Here is a 14,435-nt window from a genome sequence, read left to right on the forward strand (position 1 = left end):
AGTCAGGGCTGGCGCGCGGCGGGCAGGTGATCGAGGGCGGCGGATGCGTGTGACTGCGCCGGGGCCGTCTGCACCGCGGGCGCACCGTGGAACACGGGATCCTGCGCCACCTCCTTGATGCCGTTGATGCAGAACTGCATGCCCATGCACACCAGCAGGAAGCCCATGATCCGGGTCATGGCGTCTATGCCGGTGGCACCGAGGATCTTGCAGACCGGATCCGCCAGCTTGAGCACCCCCCAGCTGAGCAGGCTCATCAGGGCGAAGGCGGTCACCATGGCGGCATAGATGACGAAACGGTTGTACTCGTCGGGCAGCTCGGCAATCTGGGCGGCGCCGCTGATCACCAGGGCCATGGTGCCCGGCCCGCACATGCTGGGCATGGTGAGCGGCACGAAGGCGATGCTCTGGTTGATGTCGACCCCGGCGGCCTGGCTGGGGGCGGGAAACAGCATGCGAAAACCGATGAAGGCGATGATGAGGCCACCGGCCAGCCGCAGGCCGGGAATGGAGATCCCGAACAGATCCAGAATGGAGGAGCCGATGAAGAAGCTGACGCAGAGGGTGGCGAACAGATAGATGGCGGCCAGGTTGATCTGGCGGCGTACGTGCTCACGGGACATGCCCTTGCTCAATCCCAGCAGCAGGGTCGCCGTGGTGGGGGGATTGACCATGGGCAGCAGCGCGAGCAAGGCGATGAATACGACCTGGAAAAACATCTTGCACCTCGGGGTGGTTGGAAAACAAAGGGCCAGACGGGGGTCTGGCCTAAGGGGGGGCTACTCTACGGCAGCCAGGCTGAATATAGCCGGAACGAAGGGGCCCCGACAGTCCGGGGCCCGCAGTTGTCAGGCGGTTTGTGGCGTGACCTGACGCCGAGTGCGCTGTTGCAGCCAGAGCCAGAGGCCCAGCACAAGGCCGAGGCCGGCCAGGCTGACCACGTAGTGGGAAGGAGCCAGCACGTCGTTCTTCATCCAGAGGGTGACCAGCATGGGGGTGAGCCCGCCGAAGATGGCGTAGGCCACGTTGTAGGAGAACGACAGCCCGGAGAAGCGCACCACGGGCGGGAAGGCGTTGACCATGACATAGGGCACGGCGCCGACTATCCCCACCGCAAAGCCCGCCAGCATGTAGAGCGGCACCAGCTGCTCCATGCCCGCCGCCAGGCCGTGGTAGAAGGCGTAGGTGGCACCGGCCAGCAGCAATGAGCCCAGGACGAAGGTGGGGCCGCTGCCGAGGCTGTCTATCAGGCGGCCGTAGAAGATGCAGCCCAGGGTGAGGGCCACTATGGCCAGGGAGTTGGCGGTCAGGGCATCGGCGGGGCTGATGCCGTGGACCTTCTGCAGGTAGGTCGGGGTCATCAGGATCACCACGACGATGCCGGCGGAGAGCAGCCAGGTCAGCAGCATGGAGACGATGACGCTGCCCTTGTGTTCACGGAGCACCGTCTTGAGGGGCAGCTCCTCGGCCAGGGCCTTGTTGGCCTGCATCTCGGCGAAGACCGGGGTCTCGTGCAGCCAGCGGCGCAGGTACATGGCGACTATGCCGAACACACCGCCGAGCACGAAGGCCAGACGCCAGCCCCACTCGCTCACCTCCACCGGGCTCATGCCGCGGTTGATGGCGGTGGCCACCAGAGAGCCGAGCAGTATGCCGGCGGTCAGCCCGGCCGTGAGGGTGCCGCAGGCGACGCCGACCCGGCGGGCGGGCACGTGTTCGGCCACGAAGACCCAGGCCCCGGGGACTTCGCCTCCGATGGCGGCCCCTTGCAGGATCCGCAGCAACAGCAGCAGCAACGGGGCGGCAATGCCGAGGGTGGCATAGGTGGGCAGCAGGCCGATCAGCAGGGTCGGCAGCGCCATCAGGATGATGCTGAGGGTGAACATCCGCTTGCGGCCGATGAGATCGCCGAAGTGGGCCATGATGATGCCCCCCAGCGGGCGGGCCAGGTAACCGGCGGCGAAGATGCCGAAGGTCTGGAACTGGCGCAGCCACTCGGGAATGTCGGCCGGGAAGAAGAGCTCGCCTATCACCACGGCGAAGAAGACGAAGATGATGAAGTCGTAGAATTCGAGGGCGCCACCCAGCGCCGCCAGGCTCAAGGTCTTGTAATCCTGTCGGTTGAGGGGGCGATTGTGGTCATGATGTGTGCTGACTGTAGTCATATCCTTATGTTTCCCATCGTTTTTTTAGTTATTCTCCCCCATGCTCTGCGGGGATACGCTCACCCACGAGGGTATGCTTTTGTATCCCAGGAAGTAAATCGCACAATTCGCAACACTGTCTTGCAGCACCTTGCGGCAAGGGATTGGAGAGGTCATGACGACGAAAAAGGTACTGCTCTCCTGGAGCAGCGGAAAAGACAGCGCCTGGGCCCTGCATCGCTTGCGCCAGGATCCGGCGATCGAGGTAGTGGGGCTCTTCACCACCCTGAATCAGGCGTTCGAGCGGGTGGCCATGCACGGGGTGCGCAAGCAGTTGCTGACGGAGCAGGCCGCGTGCGTGGGGCTGCCACTGCACTGCATCGATCTGCCCTGGCCCTGCAGCAATGAGGACTATGGCCGGATCATGACCGGCTTCATCGCCGAGGTGCTGGCCATGGGGATCCGCCACATGGCCTTCGGGGATCTCTTCCTCGAGGATGTGCGCGCCTATAGAGAGAAGCAGCTGGCGGGCACGGGCATAACGCCGCTGTTCCCGCTCTGGGGCAGCAAGACCGACGAGCTGGCGCAGGAGATGATGGCCGCCGGCTTGAGGGCCAGGATCAGCACGCTCGATCCGAAAAAACTGGATATGAGCCTGGGGGGGCACGAATTCGACGAAGCGCTGCTGGCGGCGCTGCCAGCCGGGGTGGATCCGTGCGGCGAGAACGGCGAGTTCCACACCCTGGCCTTTGATGGCCCCATGTTCCTGCGGCCCCTGGCGATCCGGGTGGGGGAGACTGTGGTGCGGGACGGCTTCGTCTTTACCGACCTGCTGCCAGGCGAGACCCCCTGAGGGCTGGCGCCTCGGCAGAGCGGCAGGCCCATCTCCCGTCTACGGGATGCGACAAGGCCGGATCCCTGGGGATCCGGCCTTGTCGTCTGGCCCGGCTCAGCGGGCGGCGAAGGTGTCGCAGCTGGCGGACTTGCCGCTGTCAAAGCCCCGCTTGAACCAGGCGAGGCGCTGGGCCGAGCTGCCGTGGGTGAAGCTGTCGGGCACCACCCGGTCCTGACCCCGCTGCTGCAGGCGGTCGTCACCTATGGCCTGGGCGGCGTTGAGGGCCTCCTCCAGATCGCCGTGCTCCAGCACCTGCTCTCGCTCCATATGGTGACCCCAGACCCCGGCGAAGCAGTCGGCCTGCAATTCGAGTTTGACCGACAGCTTGTTCTGGGCGGCCTGGCTCAGCCCTTGCTGTTGCTGGCGCACCTTGGTCGAGATGCCGAGCAGGTGCTGCACGTGGTGACCCACCTCGTGGGCGACCACATAGCCCTGGGCGAAGTCGCCATCGGCCCCCAGCTTGTCGCGCATGTCCTGATAGAAGGAGAGATCGATGTAGACTGTGCTGTCTGCGGGGCAGTAGAAGGGGCCCATGACGGACTGGCCCTGGCCGCAGCCGGTCTGGGTGGCGCCGCGATAGAGCACCAGCCTGGGGGGCCGGTACTGGCTGCCGCTTCGGGAGAAGATCTCGCCCCAGGTGTCTTCGGTGGAGGCGAGCATCACAGAGGTGAATCTGGCCAGGGGATCGCTGGCCGGCTGGGACACATTCTGGCGCGGCGCCTGGCTCTGCCGGGCCGGTTCGTCGAGCAAGGGGCTGAGATCCACGCCGTAGTAACCGGCGATCATCACCACCACGATCAGGATCAGGCGCCCCTTGCCACCGAGGGGCAGGCCGCCGCCCCCGCTGCCACCGCCTTCCTGGCGCCTGTCTTCCACGTTGCTGCTCTCACGGCGATCTTGCCAGCGCATATCTGCCTACTCCCGTCATTGGTGGTGGCAGTAATGATAATGGCTGGCCGTCCGCCTTGCCTAACGAGGGGATCTCACTCGGCCCAGGGCATCTCGGGCAGGCTGTCGAGAAACTCGGCGTAGCGGGTCAGGTTGAAGGGGCCCTGATCCGCCTCCATGGCCATCAGCTCGGCACCCAGGGCGCAGGCGATGTATTGCAGCGCCTCGTCCCGCGGGGTGCCTTTCATCACCAGCCGCATCAGGGTGGCTTTTACCTGCAGGGGATGGCCGTCGGCGAGCTGGTTTTCAACCATCTCCAGCAGCGTCTGTTCGTCAAAAAATTCGGTGGTGTCCGTCATGGGGGGTGTCCTGCTTGTTGTTCTGTGGGATAGGGCGGGCAGTATAGCCGGAACCGCCGCGCGACTCATGTGGCAGGGACTAAATGTCGGCTGCCGGGGGCTGCGGTCGGCCGGGTTGCGCTCCATGACGGCTCCTTTTGGCCGGGGATCTTGCCAAGCGCCGGCAGTGGGGGCAGTCTTGATGGTTGTTGTTCCCATCACACGAGCCCTTGCCATGATCCTCTCCGAGCGCCTCGCCCTGCGCGAGCTCAATCTGACCGACGCCCCCTTCATTCTCGAACTGCTCAACGACCCCGATTTCCATCGCTACATCGGCGATCGCGGGATCCGCACCCTGGCGGATGCCGAAAACTACATCCAGCAGGGGCCGGCGGTCAGCTATGCCCAACACGGGCACGGTCTCTATCTGGTGATGCGACGGGAAGACGAGGCCAGGATCGGCATCTGCGGGCTCATCAAGCGCGACACCCTGCCGTGCGAAGACATCGGCTACGCCTTCCTGCCCGCCTTTCGCGGTCAGGGTTACGGCATAGAGGCGGCGCGGGCGGCGCTCAAGGATGGGCGGGAGCGGCTCGGCATCGAGCGGGTCATCGCCATCGTCACTCCGGGCAACGAGCGATCCGTGGCGCTGCTGGGCAAGCTGGGTCTGGTGCGCAGCCGTCTGGTCAGGCTGAGCGAGGATGCCGACGAGTGTCTGTTGCTGGAAGCGGCCGATACCCAGGCCTGCACTGTCTGAGGGATGGCGGGGCCGTCAATCAGAAGCGGGGATCACAAGGCTGAAGGCGAGGGAGACAAGGGGGCCGCCGTGAGCTGCGGCCTGTCTGCATCTGTTGCTGCCGGTGGGCAGGATCAGTTGAGCTCTTCGATGGAGAACTCGCCAGGGATGCCATCACAGGAGATGGCGAAGCCACCGCTGGAGCGGGTGCTGAACTGGATCAGAAACGCATCATAGTCATGCTCTTGCACGGGCAGGTTGATGGGTTTGCTGCGACGCAGGGGTTTGTGTGTCTGTACGGTTTTCATCATGGTATTTCTCTATATAAATTAAATAATTGCTCCTTGTATTTGCAAATGTAGGTCAATGGGCGCGGTCAGATCCGCGCAGGAATACCCAGCCCCATAAGGGCGTCTGCACTATCAAGGAATATGCGGATGCATAGTTCAAATTGGGTGGGCAGATCGGGTCTGCACCGTGAGAGCCGGGCAACGCAGGCAGACAGCCTGACGGTTCTCAAGGCGAGTAAATCAGAGGAAGGTTATGTGGGTACTGGCAGGATTCATCTAACGTTGAAGCATTGCGAACATAAACAGGGCTGATTAACTAGCCGGCGCGCATTCTCTCCTCGAAATGAATAAAAAGCAAACACTAATTGTGCGATGTTGCGACGGTGGCGTATTTTTCACTGCCGCGCCGCCAACGAGAAGGGCTCCCGAGGGAGCCCTTCTGCCTTTGCCAGTCACGGCCTGCGACTGACTCAGTAGTCGCCGCTGGCCTTCTTGGCGGCGGTGATCATGGGGGTGATGGTCATGCCCTGTACCACGATGGAGAACATCACCACCGAGTAGGTCATCACCAGGATCACCTCCCGCAGATCGACGCCGTGCTCCGGCAGCACCATGACCCCCGAGGGCAGCGCCAGTGCCATGGCCATGGCCAGACCGCCGCGCAGGCCGCCCCAGGTGAGGATGCGCACCGAGAAGCGGTTGTAGCTGCGGAACTTGCGGAAGGCCACATAGGGCAGGGAGACGCTGATGAAGCGGGCGGCGAGGCAGAGCGGCACTGCTATGACCAGCAGGATCCAGTCTTGCCAGGCCAGATCCAGCAGCACCAGGGCCAGGCCGATCAACAGGAACAGCAGGGCGTTGAGGAACTGATCCATCAACTCCCAGAAGTGATCCAGGTGGTGGCGGCTCTGCTCGGAGAAGCCGGAGTGGCGGGTCCAGTTGCCTATCATGATGCCGGTGACCACCATGGCCAGGGCGCCGGAGACGCCGATCATGTTGGCAAAGGCGAAGCCCGCGGTCGGGATGCACAGGGTCAGCAGCAGCTCCAGGGAGCCGTCGTCCGTGGCGCTGATCATCACGTGGGCGATGAGGCCCAGCACGGCGCCGAACAGGATGCCGCCCAGGGCCTCATGCAGGAATAGGCCGGCCACGCTGCCGAAGGTGGGCTCGACGCCGCCAAAGGCCACGGCAAACACGGTGGCGAAGATCACCAGGCCGACCCCGTCGTTGAACAGGGACTCCCCCTCGATCTGGATGGCGATCTGGGGCGGCGCCTTCATCTTCTTGACGATGGCGAGCACGGCAATGGGGTCGGTGGGGGAGATCAGGGCACCGAACAGCATGCAGTAGACCAGCGGCAGTTCCCAGCCCAGCAGCCTGGCGATGAACCAGAAGCCGTAGCCGATGAGGAAGGTGGAGAGCAGGGTCGCCGCGATGGAGAGAATGGTGATCTCCCACTTCTGGCTGCGCAATGCCTTCAGATTGATGCCGAGACCGCCGGCAAACAGCAGGAATCCGAGGATCCCCTTCAGCAGGAAGTTCTGGAAGTCGATGCTTTCCATGGTCTCGACGGCCAGAGGTTCCAGATTGAACCAACCCAACTTACCAAACAGCACCATCAGGGCGGAGATCAGCATGGATCCTGCGGTGATGGCGATGGTGGTCTGGATCTTCACGACATACTGGTTGGCAAAGGCGATGAAGATCGCCAACGCTGCCAAGAAACAGAGTGTGTAGTAGACGCTCATAGTTATTTTTCTCTTTAGTAAACAGCAAGCACGTATCCCCGTTGAGGACGGGCATAGGGTACTCTCGGGCCACATCTTACTCATTACCCATTTGTGAGTATATGCTCGAGATTTCGGACAGATAGACGGCTAGATTTCCATTTGATTTTTTTGCTGCTAGGATGGAGCTCACGCAGTTGCATGGATGTAAGGGGTAGAAGCGGTGTCGAGCATAGAGTCGAGCAAGAAGTCGGACATAACAAAGAAACTGGAAGCCTGTCTCAAGGAGCGGATCCTGATCATCGACGGTGCCATGGGCACCATGATCCAGGGGTACAGGCTCGGTGAAGCGGATTACCGCGGCGAGCGCTTCGCCGACTGGCATACCGACATCAAGGGCAACAACGATCTGCTGGTGCTGACCCGGCCGGCGGTGATCCGCGAGATCCACGATCAATACTGTGCCGCCGGGGCCGATATCCTCGAGACCAACACCTTCAACGCCACTCGCATCGCCATGGCCGATTACGAGATGGAAGCCTTCTCGGCCGAGATCAACCGGGAGGCGGCCCGTCTGGCCCGTGCCGTGGCGGACGAGTGGACGGCCAAGGATCCCGCCAGGCCGCGCTTCGTGGCAGGGGTCCTGGGCCCCACCAACCGCACCGCTTCCATCTCGCCGGACGTGAACGACCCCGGCAAGCGCAACGTCACCTATGACCAGCTGGTGGCCGCCTACACCGAATCGACCCACGCCCTCATCGAGGGGGGCGCCGACCTCATCCTCATCGAGACCATCTTCGACACCCTGAACGCCAAGGCGGCCGCCTTCGCGGTGGATCTGGTGTTCGATGAGCTGGGCTACAGCCTGCCGGTGATGATCTCCGGCACCATCACGGATGCCTCAGGCCGCACCCTCTCGGGCCAGACCACGGAAGCCTTCTACCATTCGCTTCGCCATGTCAAACCCGTGTCGTTCGGCCTCAACTGTGCGCTGGGCCCGGACGAGCTGCGCCAGTACGTGGAGGAGTTGTCCCGCATCAGCGAATCCTGCGTCAGCGCCCACCCCAACGCCGGTCTGCCCAATGCGTTCGGCGAGTACGATCTCGACGCGGGCGAGATGGCGGAGCATATCCGCGAGTGGGCCCAAAGCGGCTTTCTCAACCTGGTGGGGGGCTGCTGCGGCACCACCCCGACCCATATTCGCGCCATGGCGGACGCCGTGGCGGGCATCAAGCCCCGCGCCCTGCCCGAGTTGCCGGTGGCCTGCCGGCTGTCCGGCCTCGAGCCCCTCATCATCACCCCCGAGTCCATGTTCGTGAACGTGGGGGAGCGCACCAACGTCACCGGCTCGGCCAAGTTCAAGCGCCTGATCAAGGAGGGGCTCTACGACGAGGCCCTGGATGTGGCCAAGCAGCAGGTGGAGAGCGGCGCCCAGATCATCGACATCAACATGGACGAGGGGATGCTGGATGCCGAGGCGGCCATGGTGCGCTTCCTCAACCTCATCGCCGGCGAGCCGGACATCGCCCGGGTGCCCGTGATGATCGACTCCTCCAAGTGGGAGGTGCTGGAGGCCGGCCTCAAGTGCGTGCAGGGCAAGCCTGTGGTCAACTCCATCTCCATGAAGGAGGGGGAGGCCAAGTTCATCGAGCAGGCCAAGCTGCTGCGCCGCTACGGCGCCGCCGTCATAGTGATGGCGTTCGACGAGGTGGGCCAGGCCGATACCCGTGCCCGCAAGTTCGAGATCTGCCAGCGTGCCTACCGGATCCTGGTGGATCGGGTCGGCTTCCCGCCGGAAGACATCATCTTCGACCCCAACATCTTCGCGGTGGCGACCGGCATCGACGAGCACAACAACTACGCGGTGGACTTCATCGAGGCGGTGAAGGACATCAAGACCCATCTGCCCCACGCCATGATCTCCGGCGGCGTCTCCAACGTCTCCTTCTCCTTCCGTGGCAACGAGCCGGTGCGGGAAGCCATTCACGCCGTCTTCCTCTACCACGCCATCCAGAACGGCATGGACATGGGGATAGTCAACGCCGGTCAGCTCGCCATCTACGAAGACATTCCGGCGGAACTGAAGGCGAAGGTCGAGGCCGTGGTGTTGAACCTCAATGACAGTGCCACCGAGGATCTGCTCGCCATCGCCGAGAAGTATCGCGGCGCCGGCGCCCAGGCCGAGGATCCCCGGGATCAGGAGTGGCGCAGCTGGCCGGTGGGCAAGCGGCTGGAGCATGCCCTTGTCAAGGGCATCACCGACTTCATCGAAGAGGACACCGAGGAGGCGCGGGCCGGGGCCGAGAAGCCGCTGCACGTGATCGAGGGGCCGCTGATGGACGGCATGAACGTGGTGGGTGACCTGTTCGGCGCCGGCAAGATGTTCCTGCCCCAGGTGGTGAAGTCGGCGCGAGTGATGAAGCGGGCGGTCGCCTACCTGCAGCCCTACATAGAGGCGGAGAAGTCGGGCGGCTCCAGCAACGGCAAAATCGTGATGGCCACCGTCAAGGGGGACGTGCACGACATCGGCAAGAACATCGTCGGGGTGGTGCTGCAGTGCAACAACTACGAGATCGTCGATCTCGGGGTCATGGTCTCCTGCGAGACCATTCTCAAGACGGCGCGGGAAGTGGGGGCCGACATCATAGGCCTGTCCGGCCTCATCACCCCCTCCCTGGACGAGATGGTGCACGTGGCGAAAGAGATGGAGCGCCAGGGCTTCAAGCTGCCGCTCTTGATCGGCGGCGCCACCACCTCCAAGGCCCACACCGCGGTGAAGATAGAGCAGAACTACTCCGAACCCGTGGTCTATGTGTCGAACGCCTCCCGCGCCGTCGGGGTGGCCCAGAGCCTGCTGAACCCCGAGCTCAAGCCCGCCTTCGTCGCCCGCATCGACAAGGAGTACGAGATAGCGCGGGATCAGCATGCCCGCAAGCAGCCTCGCTCCAAGCCGGTCTCCCTGGCCCATGCCCGCGCCAACCGCCATCAGCTGGACTGGGTCGGCTATCAGCCCCCTGCGCCCCGGGAGCCCGGCGTACAGACCTTCGAGAACGTGCCCGTCTCTGTGCTGCGCCCCTACATCGACTGGACGCCCTTCTTCCTGAGCTGGGAGCTGGCGGGCAAGTATCCCCGCATCCTGGAAGACGAGATCATCGGCGAAGAGGCGACCAAGCTGTTTGCCGATGCCAACGCCATGCTGGATCGGCTGGAGAAAGATCAGAGCGTGCGCTGCGCCGGCATCATAGGCCTGTTCCCCGCCAACGCCGTGGGGGACAGCATAGAGGTCTATACCGACGAGTCGCGCAGCGAAGTGAAAAAAGTGCTGCACCATTTGCGCCAGCAGAGCGAGAAGCAGGGCTTCCCCAACTACTGTCTGGCGGACTATGTGGCCCCCAAGGAGAGCGGCAAGGCGGACTGGATCGGCGCCTTCGCGGTGACCGGCGGTATCGGCGAGGAGGCCATAGCGCAAGCCTACAAGGCGGATCACGACGACTACAACGCCATCCTCATCCAGGCGGTGTGCGACCGTCTCGCCGAGGCCTTCGCCGAGTACCTGCACGAGCAGGTGCGAAAGCGGCACTGGGGCTATGCCCCCGACGAAGCCCTCAGCAACGAGGAGCTTATTCGCGAGAACTATCGCGGCATCCGGCCGGCGCCGGGTTACCCGGCCTGCCCGGAGCACACCGAGAAGGGCAGCATCTGGGAGCTGCTGGGGGTCGAGCAGGCCATCGGCATGAAGCTCACCGAATCCTACGCCATGTGGCCGGGGGCGGCGGTGTCCGGCTGGTACTTCTCTCACCCCGAGAGCAAGTACTTCGCGGTGGCGCAGATCCAGCCCGATCAGGTGGAAGACTATGCCCAGCGCAAGGGCATGACGCTGGTGGAGGCCGAGCGCTGGCTGGGGCCGAACCTGCATTGATCCCGTGGCCCGGCCTGAACTGGCCCAAGCAAGCTGAGGTGCTATGAAGATTGGATTTGTCGGCCTGGGGGCCGTGGTGGAGACCGCCTATCTGCCGGCATTGCGGGCCCTGGCGCCGGAGATGGCGATCTGGGGATTCGACCCCGCCCGCAGCCTGCCGGGAGTGGACTCGCTACCGACCCTGGCAGCCCTGCTGGCCTTGCCGCTGGACAGGCTGGTCATCGCCACCCCCTCATTGCTGCATCTGCCGGTGCTGGAGCAGGCGCTGGCAAGCCCCATCCCCTTGATCCTGGTGGAGAAGCCTGTGGTGGCGACCCTGGCCCAGCAGGCTCGTCTGCAGGCCTTGCTGGCGGATCCCGGTGTCGCCGCCCGGGTGCTGGCGCTGGATCACTGGATGGCCCGCAACGCCGTCCAGCGGCTGCTGAGTGGCGGGCTGGGGGATGACTGGCGGCCGCAAGCCGGGCTGACTGGCCCCATTTCGTCGGTCACCCTGGCCGATGTGGCCTCGCTGGAGGGCTTCCTGCTGGAGCCCTGCGGCCTCGACGAGCAGGGGCTCCCCTATGCTCTCAACTTCGCCACCGGCGAGCCGGATCGGCGGGTCCTGCGTCATCCCGACGGGGTGATCCTCGACATCGGCACCCATCTGCTGGCGATGATCCGCGAGCTGCTGGTGGCCCTCGGCGGGGATGACAGCCTGCATCTGGTCGCGGACGGGGTCTGCGATCGGCTTGGCCAGCCCATCCGGCGCGGGGATCTGGAGACCGCCGAAGGGCGCGCCTGTCTGCGCGGCGAGGCGGCCGGGGTACCCCTGACCCTCTGGCTCGACAAATACGCCGGTCCCGGGGTGGAGAAGAAGGGGCTGTGCCTGCATCTCAGGGATGGGCGGCGCATCGAGCTGCTTCGCAGCGGCAATCTGGAGTGGCTGCACCATCACGACGCCGATGGTATGCGGGGCTGGCAACATGAGGGCCCCCTCTATCGCGACTGCCTAGCCCAAACCCTGCTGGCCCCCGTGCCGCTGGGCGGCTGGGCCGGGACCACTGCACGCCGGTTGCAGGAGGTGGCGCTGCTGCTGAGCCTGCAGCAGGGGTTGCGTGGCCCGCATTGAATCTGGTTCTGTGGTTCTTGCAGAACGCCGAATGGTGAGGGGAAAGGATTGGCGTTGCCAGTCGTTCATGGCACCTTATACTCTCCAGTCCGATTATCAGGTCTGTCATTTCCATGAATATTGCCATTTTATCCCGCGAGCCCAACAACTACTCCACCCGCCGTCTGGTCGAGGTGGCGCAGGCGCGCGGGCATCAGGTCGAGGTGCTCGACACCCTGCGCTGCTACATGAACATCGCCTCCCACAGCCCCTCCATCCACTACGAAGGACGGGAACTGGAGAGCTATGACGCCGTGATCCCGCGCATCGGTGCCAGCATCACCTTCTATGGCACCGCCGTGCTGCGCCAGTTCGAGATGATGAATACCATGGCCCTCAACAGCTCGGTGGCCATCAGCCGCTCCCGGGACAAGCTGCGCGCCATGCAGCTGCTCTCCCGCCACGGCATAGGCCTGCCCATCACCGGCTATGCCCACAGCACCCACGACGTGCCCGACCTCATCACCATGGTCGGTGGGGCGCCCCTGGTGGTGAAGCTGCTGGAGGGGACCCAGGGGATAGGCGTGGTGCTTTGCGAGACCCAGAAGGCGGCCGAGAGCGTGATCGAAGCCTTCATCCAGACCAACAACAACATCCTGGTGCAGGAGTATATCCGCGAGGCCAACGGCGCCGACATTCGCTGCGTGGTGGTGGGTGGCAAGGTGGTGGCGGCCATGCGTCGTCAGGCCCAGCCGGGGGAGTTTCGCTCCAACCTGCACCGTGGCGGCGAGGCGTCGGCCATCAAGATCACCCCGGAAGAGCGGGCGACCGCGGTACAGGCCGCCAAGATCATGGGGCTGGACGTGGCCGGGGTGGACATCCTGCGCAGTGCCCGCGGCCCCCTGGTGCTGGAGGTGAACTCCTCCCCCGGCCTGCAAGGGGTGGAAGCCGCCTCCGGCAAGGATGTGGCGGGCAAGATCATCGATTTTCTGGAGCTCAAGGCGAGTCGCAAGCACAAGCCGGCGGAGTGAGTCCCGGACGAGAGTCAGACAGGTAAAAACAGGGCGCCCTCGGGCGCCTTGTTGCTATCTGGCTGATGGGCGGCGGGCTTGCCGGGGTCTCCCTTCTCCCCTTGCGGGAGAAGGGCCGGGGATGAGGGGCTATGCCTTCGTGGGGTCGGCGGTGATCATCGCCAGCCTGGCGCTGAAGATCCCATCCTCCAGCCGGGTCTCAATCTGCCAGCCCAGCTTCTCGCAGATGCGCTGGATGATGGTGAGGCCGCAGCCGTAGCCCAGGATCTGATCCGGCGCCGCCGCCGTGGGATTGCTGATGGTGAGCACCTGACCCTGAAGCGCGATCTCGATGTGACCCTCGGCGTAGCTCAGGGCATTTTTCAGCAGGTTGCCGAGCGCGATGGCGAGCAATGAGAGGGGGGCCTGCACCTCGCTCTGCTCGTCCAGATTGAGGCGGATGTCCAGGTTCTCGCGCTGCAGCAAGGGGGCGAGGCGCGCCAGCTCCCGCTGGATCAGCGGTGTCACCCATTGCGGGGGGCGCTCGACCGCTTCCTTGCGCCCCAGCAGCAGGAAGGTCTCGGTGAGCAGGGCCATCTCGTCGCTGGCGGCGCGAATGCGGCTGGCGGCCCGGGCGGCGGGGGCGGGCAGGTCGCTCACCTTGCCGAGCAGGGCGGCCGAGCCCTGGATCACCATGTTGGGGGTGCGCAGCTCGTGGCTGGCGAAACGGCTGAACTCCTGCTCCCGGGCGAAGACGGCGGCCACCTCGTGCTTGCCCGCCAGCAGCGCCAGCTCGATCTCCCGCAGCTCCTGCCAGGGGGCGTCCGGCACGAAGTCGACCTGATCCGGGGTGAGGTGGGCGACGCGCTGACGCAGCCTGTCCAGGGGTCGGGTGATGTGGCGCACCAGCCAGATGCCGAACGCTATGCAGCCGAGCAGCAGGGCCAGCCCGATCAGCCGGGTGACCAGGTGCAGCCTGTCTTCGTAAGGATCCAGGTAGTCGTCGGCGTCGTCGTTGAACACCAGATAGAGCAGGCCCTGGCCAGAGGGGTGGGCGCGCACCAGAAAGTGTTTGTCCTCCTCCCCCAGCTGGTGCTCGAAGAAGCCGGGGGTCTGGTAGGGTTTCAGCCAGGCCGGCAGGCGTCCCGCCTGGGTCCAGTAGCTGGAGAACTGGCGCGGGCTGGGGGCGGGGGCCGCCTGGCCGAGCCGCAGCCAGTCATCGTTGTAGCGGGTGACCTCGGCCTCCAGCCAGTGGCGCAGGCTGAGCTCCTCCATCTTGTTCTCGGCCACCACCATCAGCAGGCTCAGGATCAGCAGCAGCAGCAAGCCCGCTCCGCCCAGCGCCAGGATCAGGCGCTGGCGCAGGCTCGGCAGGCTCAAGGCTTGCTGGCTTGGGGGGGC

12 protein-coding genes are annotated in these 14,435 nt (G+C 64.6%); 5 read left to right on the forward strand and 7 right to left on the reverse strand.

Going from position 1 to position 14,435, the window contains the following annotated elements; translation table 11 throughout:
- Positions 1 to 2: 2 nt before the first annotated feature.
- Together AC3WR3_RS05605 and AC3WR3_RS05610 are read right to left on the reverse strand one after the other, a co-directional pair.
- Complete coding sequence (locus AC3WR3_RS05605) at positions 3 to 719, reverse strand: MarC family NAAT transporter (RefSeq protein ID WP_247627391.1); 717 nt, start codon at positions 717 to 719, stop codon at positions 3 to 5.
- Between the two features lie 129 nt (positions 720 to 848).
- Positions 849 to 2,165 (reverse strand): MFS transporter, encoded by a 1,317-nt coding sequence (locus AC3WR3_RS05610; RefSeq protein WP_429162029.1) that lies wholly within the window; start codon positions 2,163 to 2,165, stop codon positions 849 to 851.
- A 154-nt stretch (positions 2,166 to 2,319) separates the two neighbouring features.
- On the opposite strand from AC3WR3_RS05610, the gene AC3WR3_RS05615 reads away from it, so the two are divergent.
- Entirely contained in the window at positions 2,320 to 2,997 is a 678-nt protein-coding gene (locus AC3WR3_RS05615; protein ID WP_492291401.1) for a Dph6-related ATP pyrophosphatase, read from the forward strand.
- 96 nt (positions 2,998 to 3,093) lie between these two features.
- Here the strand turns inward: AC3WR3_RS05615 and ypfJ are convergent, their stop codons facing one another.
- Together ypfJ and AC3WR3_RS05625 are read right to left on the reverse strand one after the other, a co-directional pair.
- Positions 3,094 to 3,948: a KPN_02809 family neutral zinc metallopeptidase gene (ypfJ, locus tag AC3WR3_RS05620; RefSeq protein ID WP_492291402.1), complete on the reverse strand. Its 855-nt coding sequence runs from the start codon at positions 3,946 to 3,948 to the stop codon at positions 3,094 to 3,096.
- 74 nt (positions 3,949 to 4,022) lie between these two features.
- Positions 4,023 to 4,286, reverse strand: a complete 264-nt coding sequence (locus AC3WR3_RS05625; RefSeq protein ID WP_111910749.1) for a hypothetical protein — start codon at positions 4,284 to 4,286, stop codon at positions 4,023 to 4,025.
- Between the two features lie 214 nt (positions 4,287 to 4,500).
- Between AC3WR3_RS05625 and AC3WR3_RS05630 the strand changes: the two genes are divergently transcribed.
- Positions 4,501 to 5,022: a GNAT family N-acetyltransferase gene (locus tag AC3WR3_RS05630; RefSeq protein WP_429162035.1), complete on the forward strand. Its 522-nt coding sequence runs from the start codon at positions 4,501 to 4,503 to the stop codon at positions 5,020 to 5,022.
- Positions 5,023 to 5,135: 113 nt separating this feature from the next.
- Here AC3WR3_RS05630 and AC3WR3_RS05635 read toward each other — a convergent pair whose 3' ends face one another.
- Together AC3WR3_RS05635 and AC3WR3_RS05640 are read right to left on the reverse strand one after the other, a co-directional pair.
- On the reverse strand, positions 5,136 to 5,312 hold the full coding sequence (locus tag AC3WR3_RS05635; RefSeq protein WP_139439218.1) for a hypothetical protein: 177 nt from the start codon (positions 5,310 to 5,312) through the stop codon (positions 5,136 to 5,138).
- 449 nt (positions 5,313 to 5,761) lie between these two features.
- Complete coding sequence (locus AC3WR3_RS05640) at positions 5,762 to 7,039, reverse strand: cation:proton antiporter (protein WP_139439217.1); 1,278 nt, start codon at positions 7,037 to 7,039, stop codon at positions 5,762 to 5,764.
- A 202-nt stretch (positions 7,040 to 7,241) separates the two neighbouring features.
- On the opposite strand from AC3WR3_RS05640, the gene metH reads away from it, so the two are divergent.
- From metH to rimK, 3 genes are all read left to right on the forward strand, one after another.
- Positions 7,242 to 10,937 (forward strand): methionine synthase, encoded by a 3,696-nt coding sequence (gene metH, locus AC3WR3_RS05645; protein ID WP_492291403.1) that lies wholly within the window; start codon positions 7,242 to 7,244, stop codon positions 10,935 to 10,937.
- Positions 10,938 to 10,980: 43 nt separating this feature from the next.
- On the forward strand, positions 10,981 to 12,045 hold the full coding sequence (locus AC3WR3_RS05650; RefSeq protein ID WP_492291404.1) for a Gfo/Idh/MocA family oxidoreductase: 1,065 nt from the start codon (positions 10,981 to 10,983) through the stop codon (positions 12,043 to 12,045).
- A gap of 113 nt (positions 12,046 to 12,158) precedes the next feature.
- The gene (rimK, locus tag AC3WR3_RS05655; RefSeq protein ID WP_025325466.1) at positions 12,159 to 13,055 is read left to right on the forward strand and encodes a 30S ribosomal protein S6--L-glutamate ligase; all 897 of its coding nucleotides are present in this window, start codon (positions 12,159 to 12,161) and stop codon (positions 13,053 to 13,055) included.
- 129 nt (positions 13,056 to 13,184) lie between these two features.
- On the opposite strand, the gene AC3WR3_RS05660 is transcribed toward rimK, so the two are convergent.
- Entirely contained in the window at positions 13,185 to 14,414 is a 1,230-nt protein-coding gene (locus AC3WR3_RS05660; RefSeq protein ID WP_492291522.1) for a sensor histidine kinase, read from the reverse strand.
- Between the last annotated feature and the right edge of the window lie 21 nt (positions 14,415 to 14,435).

This window comes from Aeromonas sp. EU05-FHT14A05, assembly GCF_058791175.1.

What these genes read in the sequence shown, in the direction of transcription:
- AC3WR3_RS05630 (WP_429162035.1), top strand. Translation starts at nt 4,501, where the DNA reads ATGATCCTCTCCGAGCGCCTCGCCCTGCGCGAGCTCAATCTGACCGAC.
- ypfJ (WP_492291402.1), bottom strand. Translation starts at nt 3,948, where the DNA reads ATGCGCTGGCAAGATCGCCGTGAGAGCAGCAACGTGGAAGACAGGCGC.
- AC3WR3_RS05635 (WP_139439218.1), bottom strand. Translation starts at nt 5,312, where the DNA reads ATGATGAAAACCGTACAGACACACAAACCCCTGCGTCGCAGCAAACCC.
- AC3WR3_RS05610 (WP_429162029.1), bottom strand. Translation starts at nt 2,165, where the DNA reads ATGACTACAGTCAGCACACATCATGACCACAATCGCCCCCTCAACCGA.
- AC3WR3_RS05640 (WP_139439217.1), bottom strand. Translation starts at nt 7,039, where the DNA reads ATGAGCGTCTACTACACACTCTGTTTCTTGGCAGCGTTGGCGATCTTC.
- rimK (WP_025325466.1), top strand. Translation starts at nt 12,159, where the DNA reads ATGAATATTGCCATTTTATCCCGCGAGCCCAACAACTACTCCACCCGC.
- AC3WR3_RS05615 (WP_492291401.1), top strand. Translation starts at nt 2,320, where the DNA reads ATGACGACGAAAAAGGTACTGCTCTCCTGGAGCAGCGGAAAAGACAGC.
- AC3WR3_RS05605 (WP_247627391.1), bottom strand. Translation starts at nt 719, where the DNA reads ATGTTTTTCCAGGTCGTATTCATCGCCTTGCTCGCGCTGCTGCCCATG.
- AC3WR3_RS05650 (WP_492291404.1), top strand. Translation starts at nt 10,981, where the DNA reads ATGAAGATTGGATTTGTCGGCCTGGGGGCCGTGGTGGAGACCGCCTAT.
- AC3WR3_RS05625 (WP_111910749.1), bottom strand. Translation starts at nt 4,286, where the DNA reads ATGACGGACACCACCGAATTTTTTGACGAACAGACGCTGCTGGAGATG.